The organism is Micromonospora sp. NPDC050980, assembly GCF_040653835.1.
GTDB lineage: Bacteria > Actinomycetota > Actinomycetes > Mycobacteriales > Micromonosporaceae > Micromonospora.
The window spans coordinates 1-17,254 of record NZ_JBFAGS010000047.1 but is presented as its reverse complement, the minus strand read 5'-3'; the positions used below and the strand labels follow the sequence as shown (position 1 = coordinate 17,254).

At 74.2% G+C, this 17,254-nt stretch carries 1 protein-coding gene; it reads right to left on the bottom strand.

The features are described from left to right. Positions 1-17,254, bottom strand: a 17,254-nt coding sequence (locus AB0H28_RS29685) for a type I polyketide synthase (RefSeq protein ID WP_358047340.1), incomplete at both ends; no start/stop codon positions are given.

Below are 17,254 nucleotides of genomic sequence, written 5' to 3'. Positions count from 1 at the left end.
AGCTCGCCCGCGCCCGGCGCGGCCGGACCACGACGCGACACCAACACCAGATCCCGCACGCCATGGGCGCTGACCAGATGCTCCGCGAACAACCCACCCAGCACGCCCGTGCCACCGGTCAGCAGAACAGTGCCCGACGGCGCCGACGGGATCGTCAAGACGATCTTGCCCACGTGCCGACCCTGCGACATGAACCGGAACGCCTCCGCCGCATCCCGCACATCCCACACCCGGAACGGCAGCAGCGACACCTCGCCGCGGTCGAACATCGCGAGCACCTCGCGCTGGATTCCGGCGGTGCGTTCCCAGCCCTCGGTGGCGAGGTCGAACGTCAGGTAGCGCACGCCGTGCTCGGCGAGTTCGGTGGGATCGCGGTAGTCGGCCTTGCCCATCTCGACGAACCGGCCGCCGTCGCCAAGCATCCGCAACGACGCGTCGACGAACTCACCCGCAAGCGAGTTCAGCACCACATCCACCGTGCCGAACGTCGCCTCGAACTCCGTGTCCCGTGACGACGCGATGTGCGCGTCGTCCAGACCCAGACCCCGCAACACGTCCCACTTCCCCGGCGACGCGGTAGCGAACACCTCCACCCCCCACGCCCGCGCCAGCTGGACGGCGGCCATGCCCACGCCGCCCGCGCCGGCGTGCACCAGGAGGCGCTCGCCGGCGCGCAGGCCGGCCACGTCGCGCAACCCGTAGAACGCCGTCACGTAGGCGGTCGACACCGACGCGGCCTGCGCGAACGACCACTGCGCCGGCATCGGCGAGACGAGCCGCCGGTCGGTCACCGCCACCGGGCCGAAGGCGCCCACGTACGAGCCGAAGACCCGGTCGCCGGGCTTCAGGTCGGTGACGTCCGGGGCCACCTCGATGACGACGCCAGCGCCTTCGGAGCCCATGATGCTCGTCGCGGTGTGCACGCCGAGCGCGACCAGGACGTCGCGGAAGTTGACGCCGGCGGCACGCATCGACACCCGCACCTGACCCGGGGCCAACGGCGCCAGCGCGTCGTCGGCCGGCACCAACGCCAGGCGATCCAACGACGACCCGCCCACCACGTCCAGCCGCCACGCCGCGACATCCGGCACCACAAGCGACGACGACGGCAACGCCCGCACCAGCCGCGGCACGAACACCATGGAACCGCGCACCGCCACCTGCGGCTCATCCAACCCGGCCAACCCGCGCAGGAACCCGTCCTCGCCGTCACCGTCGACGAGCACGATCCGACCCGGATTCTCCGACTGCGCCGACCGCAACAAACCCCACACCCCAGCCGCGTACGGGTCGACGGCCGCGCCGCCGACCGGCACCGCCGCGTGGACCACCACAACCAGGACGCCATCGATCGTCGACGCGAGCCACCCCTGAACCCGCTCCAACACCACTGCCACGTCCGGCGAGTCCACCCGCCACACCTCGGCCGGCACATCCGTGGCGACCACGTCGCGCAACGGCGCCCAGTCGACCCGCAGCAACGCCTCCCGGGTGCCGTTGCCGGTCGACAAGCCACCCGCGCCCAGCGCCCGGAAGTCCAGTCGCTCGACCACCGCCACCGGCGCGCCGGCCGGGTCGGTCACGGTGACGCTGACGGCGTCCGATCCGGCGGCGCTGATCTTGGCGCGGAGGGCGGTCGCGCCCACGGCGAACAGCTGCACACCGGTCCAGGCGAAGGGGAGCGCGAGGCCGTCGGCCGTGACGAAGCCACCCATCCCGGCGGCCTGCACCGCGGCGTCGAGCAGCGCCGGGTGCAGGCCGTAACCCGCGCCCTCGGCGGCGACGTCGGCGGGCAGCTCGACCTCGGCGTACACGTCGTCGCCGGCCCGCCAGGCCCGCCGCAGCCCCCGGAACGCGGCGCCGTAGCCGTAACCGGCCGCGGTGGCGGCCTGGTAGAACGCCGGCACGTCCAGGGCCGTGCCGTCGGCCGGCGGCCAGGCGGAGGGACCGGCCGGTGCCGCCGGGCCGGTCGGCTCCAGCGTGCCCGAGGCGTGCCGGGTCCAGGGGGCGTCGGCGTCGTGCTCGGGCCGGGAGTAGATGTGCAGGGCGCGTCGTCCGTGCTCGTCGGCCTCGGCCACCCGGACCTGGAGTTGGGCCGCGCCGCCGTCGAGCACGAGCGGCGCCGCCACGGTCAGCTCACCGATGCGACCGTCGCCGGTTTGCTGGGCGGCCTGCAGGGCGAGTTCCACGAAGGCGGTGCCGGGCAGGACCACCCGGTCGGCCACCCGGTGGTCGGCGAGCCAGCCCGGCGAGGCGGGCGCGACGCGGCCGGACAGCAGCATGCCGTCGGCGTCGGCGAGCAGCGTCGTGGCGCCGAGCAGCGGGTGGGTCAGCCCGGACAGGCCGATCGCCGCCGCATCACCGCCGCCGGCCGCGGGCGACGGCCAGTAGCGGCGCCGCTGGAACGCGTACGTCGGCAGGTCCCGCACCGGGCCGCCGCCGGTGGCCGCCGACCAGTCCACGTGGCCGCCGAGGGCCCACAGGTCGCCGGCCGAGCGCAGCATCCGCGCCAGCCCGCCCTCATCCCGGCGCAGCGATCCGGTCACCAGGCCGCCGCGCTCCCCCACGCCCGCCACCAGCACCGGGTGCGGGCTGGCCTCCACGAACAGCAGGTGCCCGGCGGCGATCAGCCCGGTGACGACCTGGTCGAACCGCACCGGGCGACGCAGGTTCTCGAACCAGTACGCCGCGTCCAGCTCCGCCGGATCGACCAGACCACCGGTGACGGTCGAGTGGAACGGGATCCTGCCCGCCCGCGGGGTCAGCCCGTCGAACGCGGCCAGCAGCTCCGCCCGCAGGCCGTCGACCTGGGCGCTGTGCGAGGCGTAGTCCACCGGCACCCGCCGGCACCACACGCCCCGCTGCGCGCAGCGTGCCAGCACCGCCTCGATGCCGGTGACGTCGCCGGACAGCACCACGGACGCCGGGCCGTTGACCGCCGCCAGCGACATGCCGGGCAGCTCGTTCAGCAGCTCGACGGCGTCGTCGGCGCCCATCGCGACCGCGACCATCCCGCCGGTGCCGGCGATCGCGCGCAGCGCCCGCGACCGGACGGCCACCACCATCGCCGCGTCGGCGAGTGACAGGATCCCGGCGACGGCCGCCGCCGCGATCTCGCCCTGCGAGTGGCCGACCACGCCGGCGATCTCCACGCCCAGCGACCGCCAGAGCGCGGCCAGCGACACCATCACCGCCCAGAGCACCGGCTGCACGACGTCGACCCGCGTCATCCAGCCGTCGTCCGTCGTGCGCAGCACGTCCAGCAGCGACCAGTCGACGTACCCGTCCAGTGCCGCCGCGCACTCGGCGATCCGCGCGGCGAACACCGGCGACTCGTCCAGCAGCGCCGCGGCCATCCCGAGCCACTGGGCGCCCTGCCCGGGGAAGACCAGGACGACACCGCCGGCCGCGTCCGTCACCGGCTCGCCCGGCTGGATGGTGGTCAGGGCGGCGAGGAGTTCGTCGCGGGTGGATCCGACGGCGACGGCCCGGTGCTCCAGCACGGCCCGGGTGGAGCACAGCGCCCCGGCCACGGCGGCCACGTCGAGGTCGGGCCGGGCGGCGACGAAGTCGGCGAGCTTGCGCGCCTGGCCGGTCAGCGCCTGCGCCGAGCGCGCCGACAGCAGCCACGGCACCGCCGGCCCGGCCGGGGGCTCCGCCGGGACGGCGGCCGGGTGGGCCGGGGGCTCCGCCAGGATGACGTGTGCGTTCGTGCCGCTCATGCCGAACGACGACACCCCGGCCCGCCGGGTCCGGTCCCCGCCGGCCCAGTCCCGGGCCTCGGTCAGCAGCCGTACCGCGCCCGACGACCAGTCCACCTTCGTCGACGGCTCGTCCACGTGCAGCGTGGCCGGCAGCGTACGGTGCCGCATCGCGAGGACCATCTTGATGACCCCGGCGACGCCGGACGCGGCCTGGGTGTGGCCGATGTTCGACTTGATCGACCCCAACCACAGCGGCTGCTCGCGGTCCTGGCCGTAGGTGGCCAGGAGCGCCTGCGCCTCGATCGGGTCACCGAGCTTCGTGCCGGTGCCGTGCGCCTCCACGACGTCCACGTCAGCGGCGGTCAGGCCGGCGCTGGCCAGGGCCTGCCGGATCACCCGTTGCTGCGCCGGACCGTTCGGCGCGGTCAGACCGTTGCTGGCGCCGTCGGAGTTGATCGCCGAACCGGCGACCAGGGCCAAAATCTCGTGCCCGTTGCGGCGGGCGTCCGACAGTCGCTCCAGCAGCAGCACGCCGGCGCCCTCGCCCCAGCCGGTGCCGTCGGCGGCCTCGGCGAACGCCTTGCAGCGACCGTCGGGCGCCATCCCGCCCTGCCGGGAGAACTCGGTGAAGATGCCGGGCGTCGAGACGACCGCCACCCCGCCGGCCACGGCGAGGTCGCACTCGCCGGCCCGCAGCGCCTGCGCGGCCATGTGCAGCGCGACGAGCGACGACGAGCAGGCGGTGTCGACGGTGACGGCCGGGCCTTCCAGGCCGAAGACGTACGACAGCCGCCCGGAGACGACGCTCGCCGAGGTGCCGGTGGCCACGTAGCCGTCGTGGCCGGCGCCGGCGGCGAGCACCCCGGAGTAGTCCTGGGTGTTCGAGCCCACGAAGACGCCGGTCGCCGTGCCCGCCAGCGACGTCGGCGGGATGCCCGCCTTCTCGAACAGTTCCCAGGTGGTCTCCAGCAGCAGACGCTGCTGCGGGTCCATCGCCAGCGCCTCCCGGGCGGACACTCCGAACAGGCCGGCGTCGAACTCGGCCACCCCGTCCAGGAAGCCGCCCATCGAGGTGTCGGAGCCGCCCGCCGACAGTCCGTCGAGGTCCCAGCCCCGGTCCCCGGGGAACGGGGTAAGCACGTCCTCGGCGCCCTCGACCACCGCCCAGAGCCCTTCGGTCGTGTCCGCTCCGCCCGGGTACCGGCACGCCATGCCGACGATCACCACCGGGTCGCCGGTCACCGCGGCGACCGGGGTGGCGGAGGCGGTGGCCGGCGCGTCGGTGAGGCGTTCCACAAGCATCCGCACGATCGCGGCCGGGCTGGGGTGATCGAAGGCGAGGCTGGCCGGCAGCGCCAGCCCGGTCAGCGTCTGCAACCGGTCGCGCAGCTCGACCGCGGTCAGCGAGTCGATGCCGAGGTCCTTGAACGCCCGACCCGCCGGCACCCGGTCCACGTCGGCGTACCCGAGCACCTCCGCGACCGTGCGGCGGACCTGCCCGAGCACGGCACGGGAGCGTTCCGCCGCCGGCAGCGCGGCGACCTCCGTCGCCCACCGGCTCGTGGTCGGCACCGCCACCGCTTCGGCGGCGAGCACGTGCCGAAGCAGCGGGCTGGGCCGGGAGGCGGTGAACGCCGGCCCGAAGCGCGCCCAGTCGACGTCGGCGACGGTCACGCAACCGGCGTCGCCGTCGACCGCCTCGGCCAACGCCCGGATCGCCAGCGCCGGCGGCATCGGCCGCAGCCCGCGACGACGCAGGTAGTCCTCAGCGCCCTCCTCGGCCACCAGCATCCCGGCCTCGGCCCACGGCCCCCACGCCACCGCCGTGCCCGCCTTACCCTTCGCACGACGCGACTGCACCAACGCGTCCAGGAACGCGTTCCCCGCCGAGTAGGCGGCCTGACCGCCGCTGCCCCACACCCCCGAGATCGACGAGAAGACCACAAACAGGTCCAGGTTCTCGGTCAGCGCGTCCAGGTTGACCGCGCCGGCGACCTTGCCCCGCACGATCTCCCCGAACTCCTCCGGGGTGGACTCGGTCAGCAGACCCACCCCGGACACCCCGGCGGCGTGCACCACGCCGCGCAGGTCCGGGATCCCGGCCAGCAGCTCCGCCACGCGAGCACGGTCGGCGACGTCGCAGGCCACCACGTCCACCCGCGCCGGCGACAGCTCCGCCACCAACTCGGCGGCGCCCGGCGCGTCGATTCCCCGACGCGACGTCAACACCAGCCGCGACACCCCACGACCCACCAGCCAGCGGGCCACCCGAGCGCCGAGCGCCCCGGTGCCACCGGTGATCAGGACCGTGCCGTCGAACGTGCGGGGCGCGGCCGGCGCGCTCGCGGCGGCCGGGCGCAACCGGCGGGCGTACACCCCGTCGCCGCGCACCGCGACCTGGTCCTCGGCGCCGCCGAGCATCGCGGCGAGGCGACGGCGGTCCTGCTCGTCCGGTTCGACAGGCACGTCGATCAGGCCGCCCCACAGCTCCGGCAGCTCCAGGGCGGCGACCCGGCCCGCGCCCCACAGCATCGACGCGGTGACGTCGGTCAGCGGGTCGGACCGACCCACCGACACCGCCCCGGTCGTGACCCACCACAGGCGGGCGCCGCGCAGGACGCGCACCGTGCTCAGGAGTTCGTGTTCGGTGGCGGGCAGCAGCGACACCACGCCGACGACGTCCGGGCCGAGGCCGGCGAGATCCGCGTCGCCGGCCAGCATCTCGGCGAAGTCCAGCCCGGTGCCGCCGAACATCGCCTCGGCCATGCCCGCCCGCGGCACGACCACGACCCACCGGCCGGCGGCCGGCGAGGGCGGCTCGACGGCCGGCTCCCACACGATCTGGTAACGCCAGGAGGCGGACGTGCCGGCCGCCACCCGGTCGCGCCGCCACTCGGCGAGCGCGGCGCCGAGCGACGCCGGCACGTCGGTGTGCAGCAGGTCGTGCAGCCTCTCGTCCTCGACCGCCTGCCAGAACGCCGCCTCGACCGGGTCCGCCGTGCGCGGGGACCGCCAGTACCGGTCCCGCTGGAAGGCGTACGTGGGCAGGTCGACGCGGGGCGCGGCGGGCAGGAGCGTCGTCCAGTCGACGGGCACGCCGACGGTCCAGAGCCGCCCGACGGCGGCCAGCAGCGTGGACGCCTCGTCGCGGTCCTTGCGCAGCGCCGGGACGTAGGTCAGCCCGGGCGCGGCCATCGCGGACAGCACGCCCGCCGGGCCGACCTCCAGGCAGCGGGTCACGCCGTTCGCGGCGAGCCAGGCCATGCCGTCGTCGAAGCGCACCGCCTCCCGCACGTGCCGCACCCAGTAGCCGGCGGTGAACTCCGGCACCGGCTCCCCGGTCAGGTTCGACACCACCGGGACACGCGGGGCCTCGAACGTGATGTGCGCGATCGCCGCCGCGAACTCCGCCAGCATCGGCTCCATCAACGCCGAGTGGAACGCATGCGACACCGTCAACCGGGTGGCCTTGGCGAACTGCGACGCCACCTCGTCGATCACGTCGGCCGGGCCGGAGATCACGATCGAGGTCGGGCCGTTCACCGCCGCGACGTCCACACCCGTGCCGGCGATGATCTCCCGCACCTCAGCCTCGGTCCCCTGCACCGCGAGCATCGCGCCGCCGACCGGCAACGCCTGCATGAGCCGGCCTCGCGCGGCCACCAGCGTGACCGCGTCGTCGAGCGACAGCACGTCCGCGACATGCGCGGCGGCGATCTCACCGATCGAGTGGCCCAGCAGGAAGTCCGGGGTGATCCGCCACGATTCGAGGAGCCGGAACAGGGCCACCTCGACGGCGAACAGGCCGGCCTGGGCGTAGACGGTCTGGTGGACCGCGTCGGAGTCGATCGCGTCGCGCAGCGGCATGTCCAGGAGCTGGTCGAAGCGGGCACAGATCCCGTCGAACGCTTCCGCGAACACCGGGAACCGCGCCGCCAGACCCACACCCATCCCGACCCGCTGCGCACCCTGACCGGTGAACAGGAACGCCAGGCCACCCTCGGACACCACACCCGACACCACCGACGCCAACAGATCGACGCCGTCCGGCACCGCCGACGCCTGCAAGCCGGCACCGTCCGGCACCGCCCGCACGTCCGCGCTGTCCGACACCGCCGACGCTCGCATGCCGGCGCTGTCCGGCCCGGCGGACGTCCGAAGGCCGTCGAGGACGTCCGCACGCGCCCCAGCGAGCAGGACCGTGCGGTGCTCCAGAGCGGCCCGGCCGGTCGCCAGCGACCAGGCGACGGCGGCCGGGTCCAGCTCCGGCTCGGCGGCCACCACATCGCGCAACCGCTCCACCTGACCGGCCAACGCCTCCGCCGACCGCGCCGACACCACCCACGGCAACGGACCCTCGACCTGCGGCGACTCGACCACGACCGGCTGTTCGGCCGGCTCCTCCAGGATCAGATGCGCGTTCGTCCCGCTGATCCCGAACGCCGACACCGCCGCACGCCGTGCTCGATCCCGCGCCTGCCACGGCTGGGCCGCGGTGAGCAGCTCCACCGCCCCGGCGCTCCAGTCCACGTGCGGGGACGGCTCGTCCACGTGCAAGGTCGCCGGCAACGCCCCGTGCCGCATCGCCATGACCATCTTGATGATGCCCGCGACACCCGCCGCGGCCTGCGTATGCCCGATGTTCGACTTGATCGAACCCAACCACAGCGGCTGCTCACGATCCTGCCCATAGGTCGCCAAGAGCGCTTGCGCCTCGATCGGATCACCCAACCGGGTGCCCGTACCGTGCGCCTCCACCACATCCACATCACCGGTGGTCAGGCCAGCGCTGGCCAGAGCCTGGCGGATCACCCGCTGCTGCGCCGGGCCGTTCGGCGCGGTCAATCCGTTCGACGCGCCGTCCTGGTTGACCGCGGAGCCTCGGACGACGGCGAGCACGCGGTGGTGGTGCCGTCGCGCGTCCGACAGCCGCTCGACCAGCAGCATCCCGACGCCTTCGGCCCACCCCGTGCCGTCGGCAGCACCCGCGAACGACTTGCACCTGCCGTCCGACGACAGGCCGTCCTGACGGGCGAACTCCGCGAACACCTCCGGACCCGTGATCACCGTGACCCCACCCGCCAGAGCCAGGTCACACTCGCCAGACCGCAACGCCTGCGCCGCCAGGTGCAACGCCACCAGTGAGGAGGAGCAGGCCGTGTCGACGGTCATCGCCGGGCCCTCGAACCCGAACGAGTACGACACCCGACCTGAGATCACACTGTTCGCCGTACCGGTGAGCGCGTGACCGTCCGCGCCGTCAGCGGTGTAGCCCGAATTCGACGCGCCCACGAACACACCCACCGGACGACCCCGCAACGACCGCGGATCCACCCCGGAACGCTCCAGCGTCTCCCAGGACACCTCCAGCAGCAGCCGCTGCTGCGGGTCCATCGCGACCGCCTCGCGTGGGGAGATCCCGAACAGGCCCGCGTCGAAGCCCGTCGCGGTGTCGACGAAACCACCCAGCGCCGCATAGCCGGCACCCTCCGGCACGACCCAACCCCGGTCGGACGGAAACACCGACATGCCATCGGCGCCCCCGGCGACCAGACGCCACAGGTCCTCCGGCGACTCGACCCCACCCGGATACCGGCACGCCATCCCGACGATGACGATGTCGTCGTCGGTCAGGGGCTGCGGCACGGTGAGCACCGACGCGTCGGTCGCGGTGGCGAGGCCCAGCGCCCGCAGCAGATGGTCGGCGAGAACCTGCGGGGTCGGGTAGTCGAACACCAGCGACGACCCCAGGTGCAGGCCGGTGGCCGCGTTGATGCGACTTCTCACCTCCACCGCGGTCACCGAGTCGATACCCAGTTCCCGGAATGCCGTCCCGGCCTCCACCTGCGCCGCACCGGCATACCCCAGAGCCTTCGCGGTCTGCGTCCGCACCAACGCCAGCAACTCCCGGCGCCGCTCGGGCTCCGGCAGGCCCGCCAGGCGAGCCGCCAACCCGCCGCCGTCGGCGACCGCCTCCGCCGCGACGACCAGCTCACTGAACAGCGGCGCCGGACGCTTGGCGGCGAACGTCGGCACGAACCGCGACCAGTCCACGTCCGCCACGACCGACGTCACATCACCGGCATCAACCGCCAACGCCAACGCCCGCACCGCCAGGTCCGGATCCAACGCCACCAGACCACGACGCGCCAGGTAGTCCGCCGCACCAGCCTCACCGGCCATCCCACCCTCGGCCCACGGACCCCACGCAACCGCCGTACCCGCCCTCCCCGCCGCACGCCGGGACTCCACCAACGCGTCCAACACCGCATTACCCGCGGCATACGCCGCCTGACCACCACTGCCCCACACACCCGCGATCGACGAGAACACCACGAACAGGTCAAGGTCGAGATCAGCCGTCGCCTCGTCCAGGTGCACCGCACCGGACACCTTGCCCGACACCACCGCCCCGAACGACTCCACCGACACGTCCAGCAGGCTCTCCACGCCGGACACACCCGCCGCGTGCACCACACCCGTCAGATCATCGATACCGGCCACCACCCGCTGGACCGCGTCCCGGTCGGCCACATCACACGCCACCACCGACACCTCGGCACCCTCAGCAGTCAACTCCGCCACGAGGTCACCGACACCCGAAGCCCGCTGACCACGACGCGACACCAACACCACCCGCGACGCACCACGCCGCACCACCCACCGCGCCACCCGCGAACCCAGCGCACCCGTCCCACCCGTGACCAACACCGTGCCGGACAACGACACCGGGCTCGACGGGCCGGCCGGGGTGGCACGTCGCAGGCGGCGGGCGAAGACCCCGGAGGCACGTACCGCGAGCTGGTCCTCGCCGTCCGCGGCGAGGAGCGCCGCGAACCGGCGGCCCTCCCGCTCGCCCAGCACCGCCGGCAGGTCCACCAGACCGCCCCACGTCTGCGGCAGTTCCAGCGCCGCGACGCGGCCCACACCCCAGACCGTCGCGGCGGCGACATCGGTCACCGACTCGGACCGGCCCACCGCGACGGCACCACGTGTCACCGCCCACACCCGGGCGCCGATCTCGGCGTCCCCGACCGCCTGCAGCAGCACGGTCAATGAATGGCCCGCGTTTCCGGCCCAGACGACGCCGTTGACGTCGGTGGCGACGGCCAGCACGCCGGTCAGCACAGCGCGGTCGGCCGGCCCCTGCACCCGTACCACCTCGGCGCCTGCCGCCGTCAGGGCGGCGGTGATGTCGGCGACGTCGGTCGCGTCGTCGGACACCACCAGCCATGCCCCCGCCAGCACCGCCGGGGCCGGCTCCGCGATCGGTGCCCAGCCGATCCGGTACCGCCAGCCCTCGACGACGCTCTGCGCGCGACGGCGGCGACGCCACGCGGACAGCGACGGCAGCAGTCCGTCCAGCGCGCCCGCGTCGTCGGCGGCCAGGCCCAGCTCGGCGGCCAGCCCGTCCCGGTCGGCCCGCTCCACCGCCGACCAGAAGCCGCTGTCGTCGCCGCCGATCGCCGGGGCCGGCTGGGACGGGGTCAGCCAGTAACGGTCGCGCTGGAACGCGTACGTCGGCAGGTCGGCCCGGGCGGGTGACCGCCAGCCGCCGACCGCCGGCCAGTCGATCGGGACACCGGCCGCGAACAGGTCCGCCAGTGCCCGCAGGGTGGATCGTTCCTCGTCCTGGTCCTTGCGGAGCGGGGCGACGGCGACGCCGTCGGGCACCAGCCCGGTCAGCACCGCCGCCGGGCCGACCTCGACGAAGCGGGTGGTTCCCTGCGCGGTGAGCCACCGTATGCCGTCGTGGAAGCGCACCGCGTCGCGCACGTGCCGCACCCAGTAGTCGGCGGTGAACTCCTCGACCGGCTCGCCGGTCAGGTTCGACACCACCGGGATCTGCGGCGGCGCGAAGATGATGCCCTCGACGGTCGCCGCGAACTCGGCCAGCATCGGCTCCATCAGCGACGAGTGGAACGCGTGCGACACGGTGAGCCGGGTGGTCTTCGCAAAGCGCGCCGCCAGTGCGTCGACCGCCTCGGCCGGGCCGGAGACGACGACCGCCGTCGGGCCGTTCACCGCCGCGATATCCACACCGGTGCCGGCGATGGCCTCCCGCACCGACTCCTCGGACGCCTGCACCGCCAGCATCGCCCCACCCGCCGGCAACGCCTGCATCAACCGGCCCCGCGCCGCCACCAACGTCACCGCGTCGTCCAGCGACAGCACACCCGCGACGTGCGCGGCGGCGACCTCACCGATCGAGTGACCCAACAGGTAGTCCGGGATGACACCCCACGACTCCAGCAACCGGAACAACGCCACCTCGACCGCGAACAAACCGGCCTGTGCGTGCACCGTCCGGTGAATCTCCTCCGACCCCAGGGCCGCCCGCAACCCGTCGAACCGGCCCACGACGGCGTCGAACACCCCCGCGAACACCGGGAACCGCGCCGCCAGACCCACACCCATCCCGACCCGCTGCGCCCCCTGACCGGTGAACAGGAACGCGGTCCGGCCGAGCAGCTCGGTGCCGGCGGTCAGCCCGCCGTCGCGGACGGCGGTCAGGCCGTCGAGGATCTCGTCGAGGTCGGCGCCGACCACCACGGCCCGATGCTTCAGGGCCTTGCGGCCGGTCGCGAGGGTGTGAGCGACGGCGACCAGGTCGAGCGGCGACGTCCCGCCGGAACGCCCGTCCGCGGCGGCGAGGTCGCGCAGCCGGCCGGCCTGGGCGCGCACGGCATCGGCGGTGTGGCCGGTGACCACCCACGGCACCAGGCCGGGCGCCGGCTGCGGCTCGGCGGCGGACGCCGGGGGCGCCTGTTCGAGCACCACGTGCGCGTTCGTGCCGCTGATGCCGAACGAGGAGACCGCGGCCCGGCGGGCCCGGCCGGTGACGGGCCAGGCCGTCGGCGCGTCGAGGAGGCTCAGCGCCCCGCCGGTCCAGTCGACGTGCGGCGAGGGGTGCGCGGCGTGCAGCGTGCGCGGCAGCTCGCCGTGCCGCATCGCGAGCACCATCTTGATCACCCCGGCGACGCCGGCCGCCGCCTGGGTGTGGCCGATGTTGGACTTCACCGAGCCGAGCAGCAGCGGACGCTCCGGGTCCCGGTCCCGCCCGTACGTGGCGAGCACCGCCTGCGCCTCGATCGGGTCGCCGAGCGCGGTGCCGGTGCCGTGCGCCTCGACCGCGTCGACGTCGGCGCCGCGGAGCCCCGCTGCGGCCAGCGCCCGGTCGATCACCCGTTGCTGGGACGGCCCGTTGGGGGCGGTCAGCCCGTTGGAGGCGCCGTCCTGGTTGATGGCGGACCCGCGTACCAGGGCGAGGATCCGGTGGTTGTTCCGCTGCGCGTCGGCGAGCCGTTCGACGAGCAGGACGCCGGCGCCCTCGCCCCAGCCGGTGCCGTCGGCCTCGGCGGAGAACGCCTTGCACCGCCCGTCGGCGGCCAGCCCGCGTTGCCTGTCGAACTCGACGAAGATGTCCGGTCCGGCCATCACGGTGACGCCACCGGCCAGCGCCATGTCGCACTCGCCCTGCCGCAGCGCCTGCACGGCGAGGTGCAGCGCGACGAGCGACGACGAGCAGGCGGTGTCGATGGTGACGGCGGGGCCTTCGAGGCCGAACGAGTAGGCGACCCGGCCGGAGATCACACTTGTCGCGATGCCGGTCAGCACGTGTCCCTCGGCCTCGGCCGGCAGGTCCGCGCCCTGGCCGTAGCGGGAGGCCGCCGCGCCGACGAAGACCCCGGTCTGGCTGCCGTGCAGGGTCACCGGGTCGATGCCGGCCGACTCGAACGCTTCCCAGGAGGTTTCCAGCAGCACCCGCTGCTGCGGGTCCATGGCGAGGGCTTCGCGGGGTGAGATGCCGAACAGCCGCGCGTCGAAGTCGGCGGCGTGGTCGATGAAGCCGCCCACCCGGGCGTAGCCGTCGTGGTCGCCGGTCCAGCCGCGGTCGGCCGGGAACGTCGCGATGGCGTCGGTGCCGGCGGTCAGCAGGTCCCACAGGTCGGCCGGGTTCTCGACGCCGCCGGGGAAGCGGCAGCCCATGCCGACGATGGCGATCGGTTCGTCGGCGTCGACGGTGGCGACGGCGGCGGGCCTGGCCGGGTCGGTCGTGCCGGCGAGTTGCCGGCCGAGGTAGGTGGCGAGCAGTGTCGGGTTCGGGTAGTCGAAGACAACGGTGGCGGGCAGCCGGATCCCGGCCGCCGCGTTGAGCCGGTTGCGCAGCTCGACGGAGGTGAGCGAGTCGAAGCCGAGGTCCTTGAAGGCGTGCCGGGCGTCGACGGCGTCGGCGCCGCTGTGGCCGAGGACGGCGGCGACCTGGTCGCAGACGAGGGCGACGAGGGTACGTTCGCGTTCGGCCTCGGGCAGCGCCAGCAGGCGGCGGGCCAGGCCGGAGCCGCCGCCGGTGTGCTGGGCGGCGCGTCGGCCGGTGCCGCGCACCAGGCCACGCAGCAGCGCGGGCAGGGTGCCGGCGCGGCGGAACGCGGTGAGGTCGAGGGTGGCCGGGACGAGGTGCGGGGCGGGCAGGTGCCGGGCCGCGTCGAACAGGGCGAGGCCCAGCTCGTCGGGGAGCGCGTCGCCGGCCCGGGTGACCCGGTCGGCGTCGGCGCCGGTCAGCCGGCCGCCCATGCCGGCGGTGTTGGCCCACAGCCCCCAGCCCAGCGACTGACCGACCAGACCGAGCCCGCGACGGTACGCCACGAAGCCGTCCAGGAACGCGTTCGCCGCCGCGTACGCCGCCTGGCCCGCCGACCCGAACACCGCCGAGATCGACGAGAACACGGTGAACATCGCCAGGTCCATGTCCCGGGTCAACTCGTGCAGGTGCACCACCGCATCGACCTTGGGCGCCAGCACCCCGGCCACCCGCTCGGCGGTCAGGCTGGTGAACACCCCGTCATCGAGCACCCCGGCGCAGTGCACCACACCCGCAAGGTTGTCGATGCCGTCGATCACGGCGGCGAGCGCGTCCCGGTCAGTCACGTCGGCGGCGACCACCCGTACCCGGGCATCCAACTCCGGGGCGGGTCCACCGGAGCGGCTGACCAGCACCAGATCCCGCACCCCGTACACGTCCACCAGATGCGCCGCCAGCAATCCACCCAAACCACCCGTGCCACCGGTGATCAACACCGGGCCGTCGATCGGGCGGGGCACCAACACCACGTTCTTGCCCACATGGGCGCCGCGGCTCATCGCGCCCAGCACAGTCGGAAGCTCCCGCACATCCGCGACCGTTGGCGCGAGCAGCCGCAGTTTCCCCGTCTCGAACAGGGCGAGCAGCTCGGCCAACATCACCGCCGTGCGATCCGCACCCGCCTCCGACAGATCAAACGCCTTGTACCAGACCCCGAGCCGACGCTCGACCTCAGCGGCGTCACGGACGTCCGCCTTTCCCATCTCCACGAACCGGCCACCCGGAACCAACATCCCCAACGACGCGTCCACGAACTCACCGGCAAGCGAGTCCAACACCACATCCACGACGCCGAACACGTCAGCGAAACCCAGATCCCGGGATGAGGCGATGCGCGCAGGGTCGACGCCGAGTTCCTGGACAGCCGCCCACTTCGACGGCGACGCCGTCGCGAACACCTCCGCACCCCACAACCGGGCCAACTGCACCGCCGCCATACCGACACCACCGGCAGCCGCGTGCACCAACACCCGCTGACCAGCCTGAAGCCGCCCCAGGTCCGTGAGCCCGTACCAGGCCGTCAGGAACGCCATCGGCACCGCAGCCGCCTGCGCGAACGACCAACCCTCCGGCATCCGCGCCACCACACGGTGGTCAGCCACGACGTCAGGGGCGAACCCACCATGGAACAGACCGAACACCCGATCACCCACGACCAGGTCCGACACGTCCGGGCCGACCTCGACCACCACACCCGCGCCCTCGGAACCCATCACCGCCGCCGGATCCGGATACACCCCCAGACCCACCAGCACGTCACGGAAGTTCACCCCGACCGCACGAACGGAGATGCGCACCTCACCCGCACCGAGTTCCGCGACCGGAACCTCGACACAACCCAGGCTCGACAACGCACCGTCGCCACCCGGAGCCACCCGCCACGACTCCGCACCCACCGGCAGCGTGAGCGTGGGCGCGGGCGCGGGGAGGGCCCGGGTCAGCCGTGGGGCGAACACGTCGGCGCCGCGTACCGCCAGCTCCGGTTCGTCCCGGGCGAGCAGGTCGGCCAGCAGCGTCTCGGACGGCTCCGGGTGGTCCAGGTCGGCGAGCACGATCCGGCCCGGGTTCTCGGTCTGCGCCGACCGCAACAGACCCCGCACCGCCGCGCCGGCCAGGTCGGTCACCGCGCCGCCGACCGGCGCGGCACCGCGGGTGACGACCACCAGGCGGCCGTCGGCGTGCCGGTCGTCGGCAAGCCATTCCTGTACGCCGGTGAGCGTCTCGGCGACGGCGGTGTGCACGTCGTCGGACCGGACCGGCAGCACGACCACGTCGGCCACGGGCGCCTCGGCGCGGGACGGCGGGAGCGCGGTCCACGTCACGGCGTACAGCGCGTCGCGCACCGCGCCGCCGGTGACGGAGTCGAGCTGGTCGCGGGAGGCCGGACGCAGGACCAGCCGGCCGACGGTGGCGACCGGGGCGCCGTCCACGTCGGCGACCTGGAGCGTGACGGCTTCCGGGCCGTCGGGACGCAGGCGGACCCGCAGCGTCGGGGCGCCGGAGGCATGCAGCCGCACGTCGGTCCAGGCGAACGGCAGGCGGGCGGAGCCGTCGTCCGGCAGCAGGCCGCCGAGCGCGGCGGCGTGCAGCGCGCCGTCGAACAGGGCCGGGTGCAACGCGAACCGGGCCGCGTCGGCGTGCGCCTCGGCCGGCAGCGCGACCTCCGCGTAGACGTCGCCGTCGAGCAGCCAGGCTTCGCGCAGTCCGCGGAAAACCGGGCCGTAGCGCAGGCCGGTGCGGGCGGCGGCGTCGCCGTAGAAGTCGCCGAGGTCGATCGGCTCCGCGCCCGACGGGGGCCAGGCCGCCAGGTCGAACTCATCGACGGTGGCGGGGGTGGCGAGCACGCCGGACGCGTGGCGGGTCCACTCCGGCTCCGCGCCGGCGGCCGGCTCGGGCCGGGCGTACACCTGCACCGAGCGTTCGCCCGCGTCGTCGGTGACCCGCACCTGGAGCTGGACACCGCCGGTGGCGGGCAGCACCAGCGGGGTTTCGATGGTGAGGTCCGCGAGGTCGAGTCCGCCGGCCTGCTGGGCGGCGCGCAGCACCAGCTCGACGAAGGCGGTGCCGGGCAGCACGACGCGGTCCATGACGACGTGGTCGGCCAACCACGGGTGGGTGTGCACGGAGAGGCGGCCGGTGAGCAGGATGCCGTCGTTGTCGGCGAGCGTCACCGCGGCGGTGAGCAACGGGTGCTCGGCGGCGGACAGTCCGGCGGCGGCGACGTTGCCGTGCCCGGCGCGGGCCGGCGGCCAGTAGGACTGCCGTTGGAACGGGTAGGTGGGCAGGTCGACGTGTCCCGCCGGCGGCAGGACCGCCGCCCAGTCCACCGACACCCCGACGGTCCACAGCCGCCCGGCGGCGGCCAGCAACGCGGTGACCTCGTCGCGGTCCTTGCGCAACGCCGGCA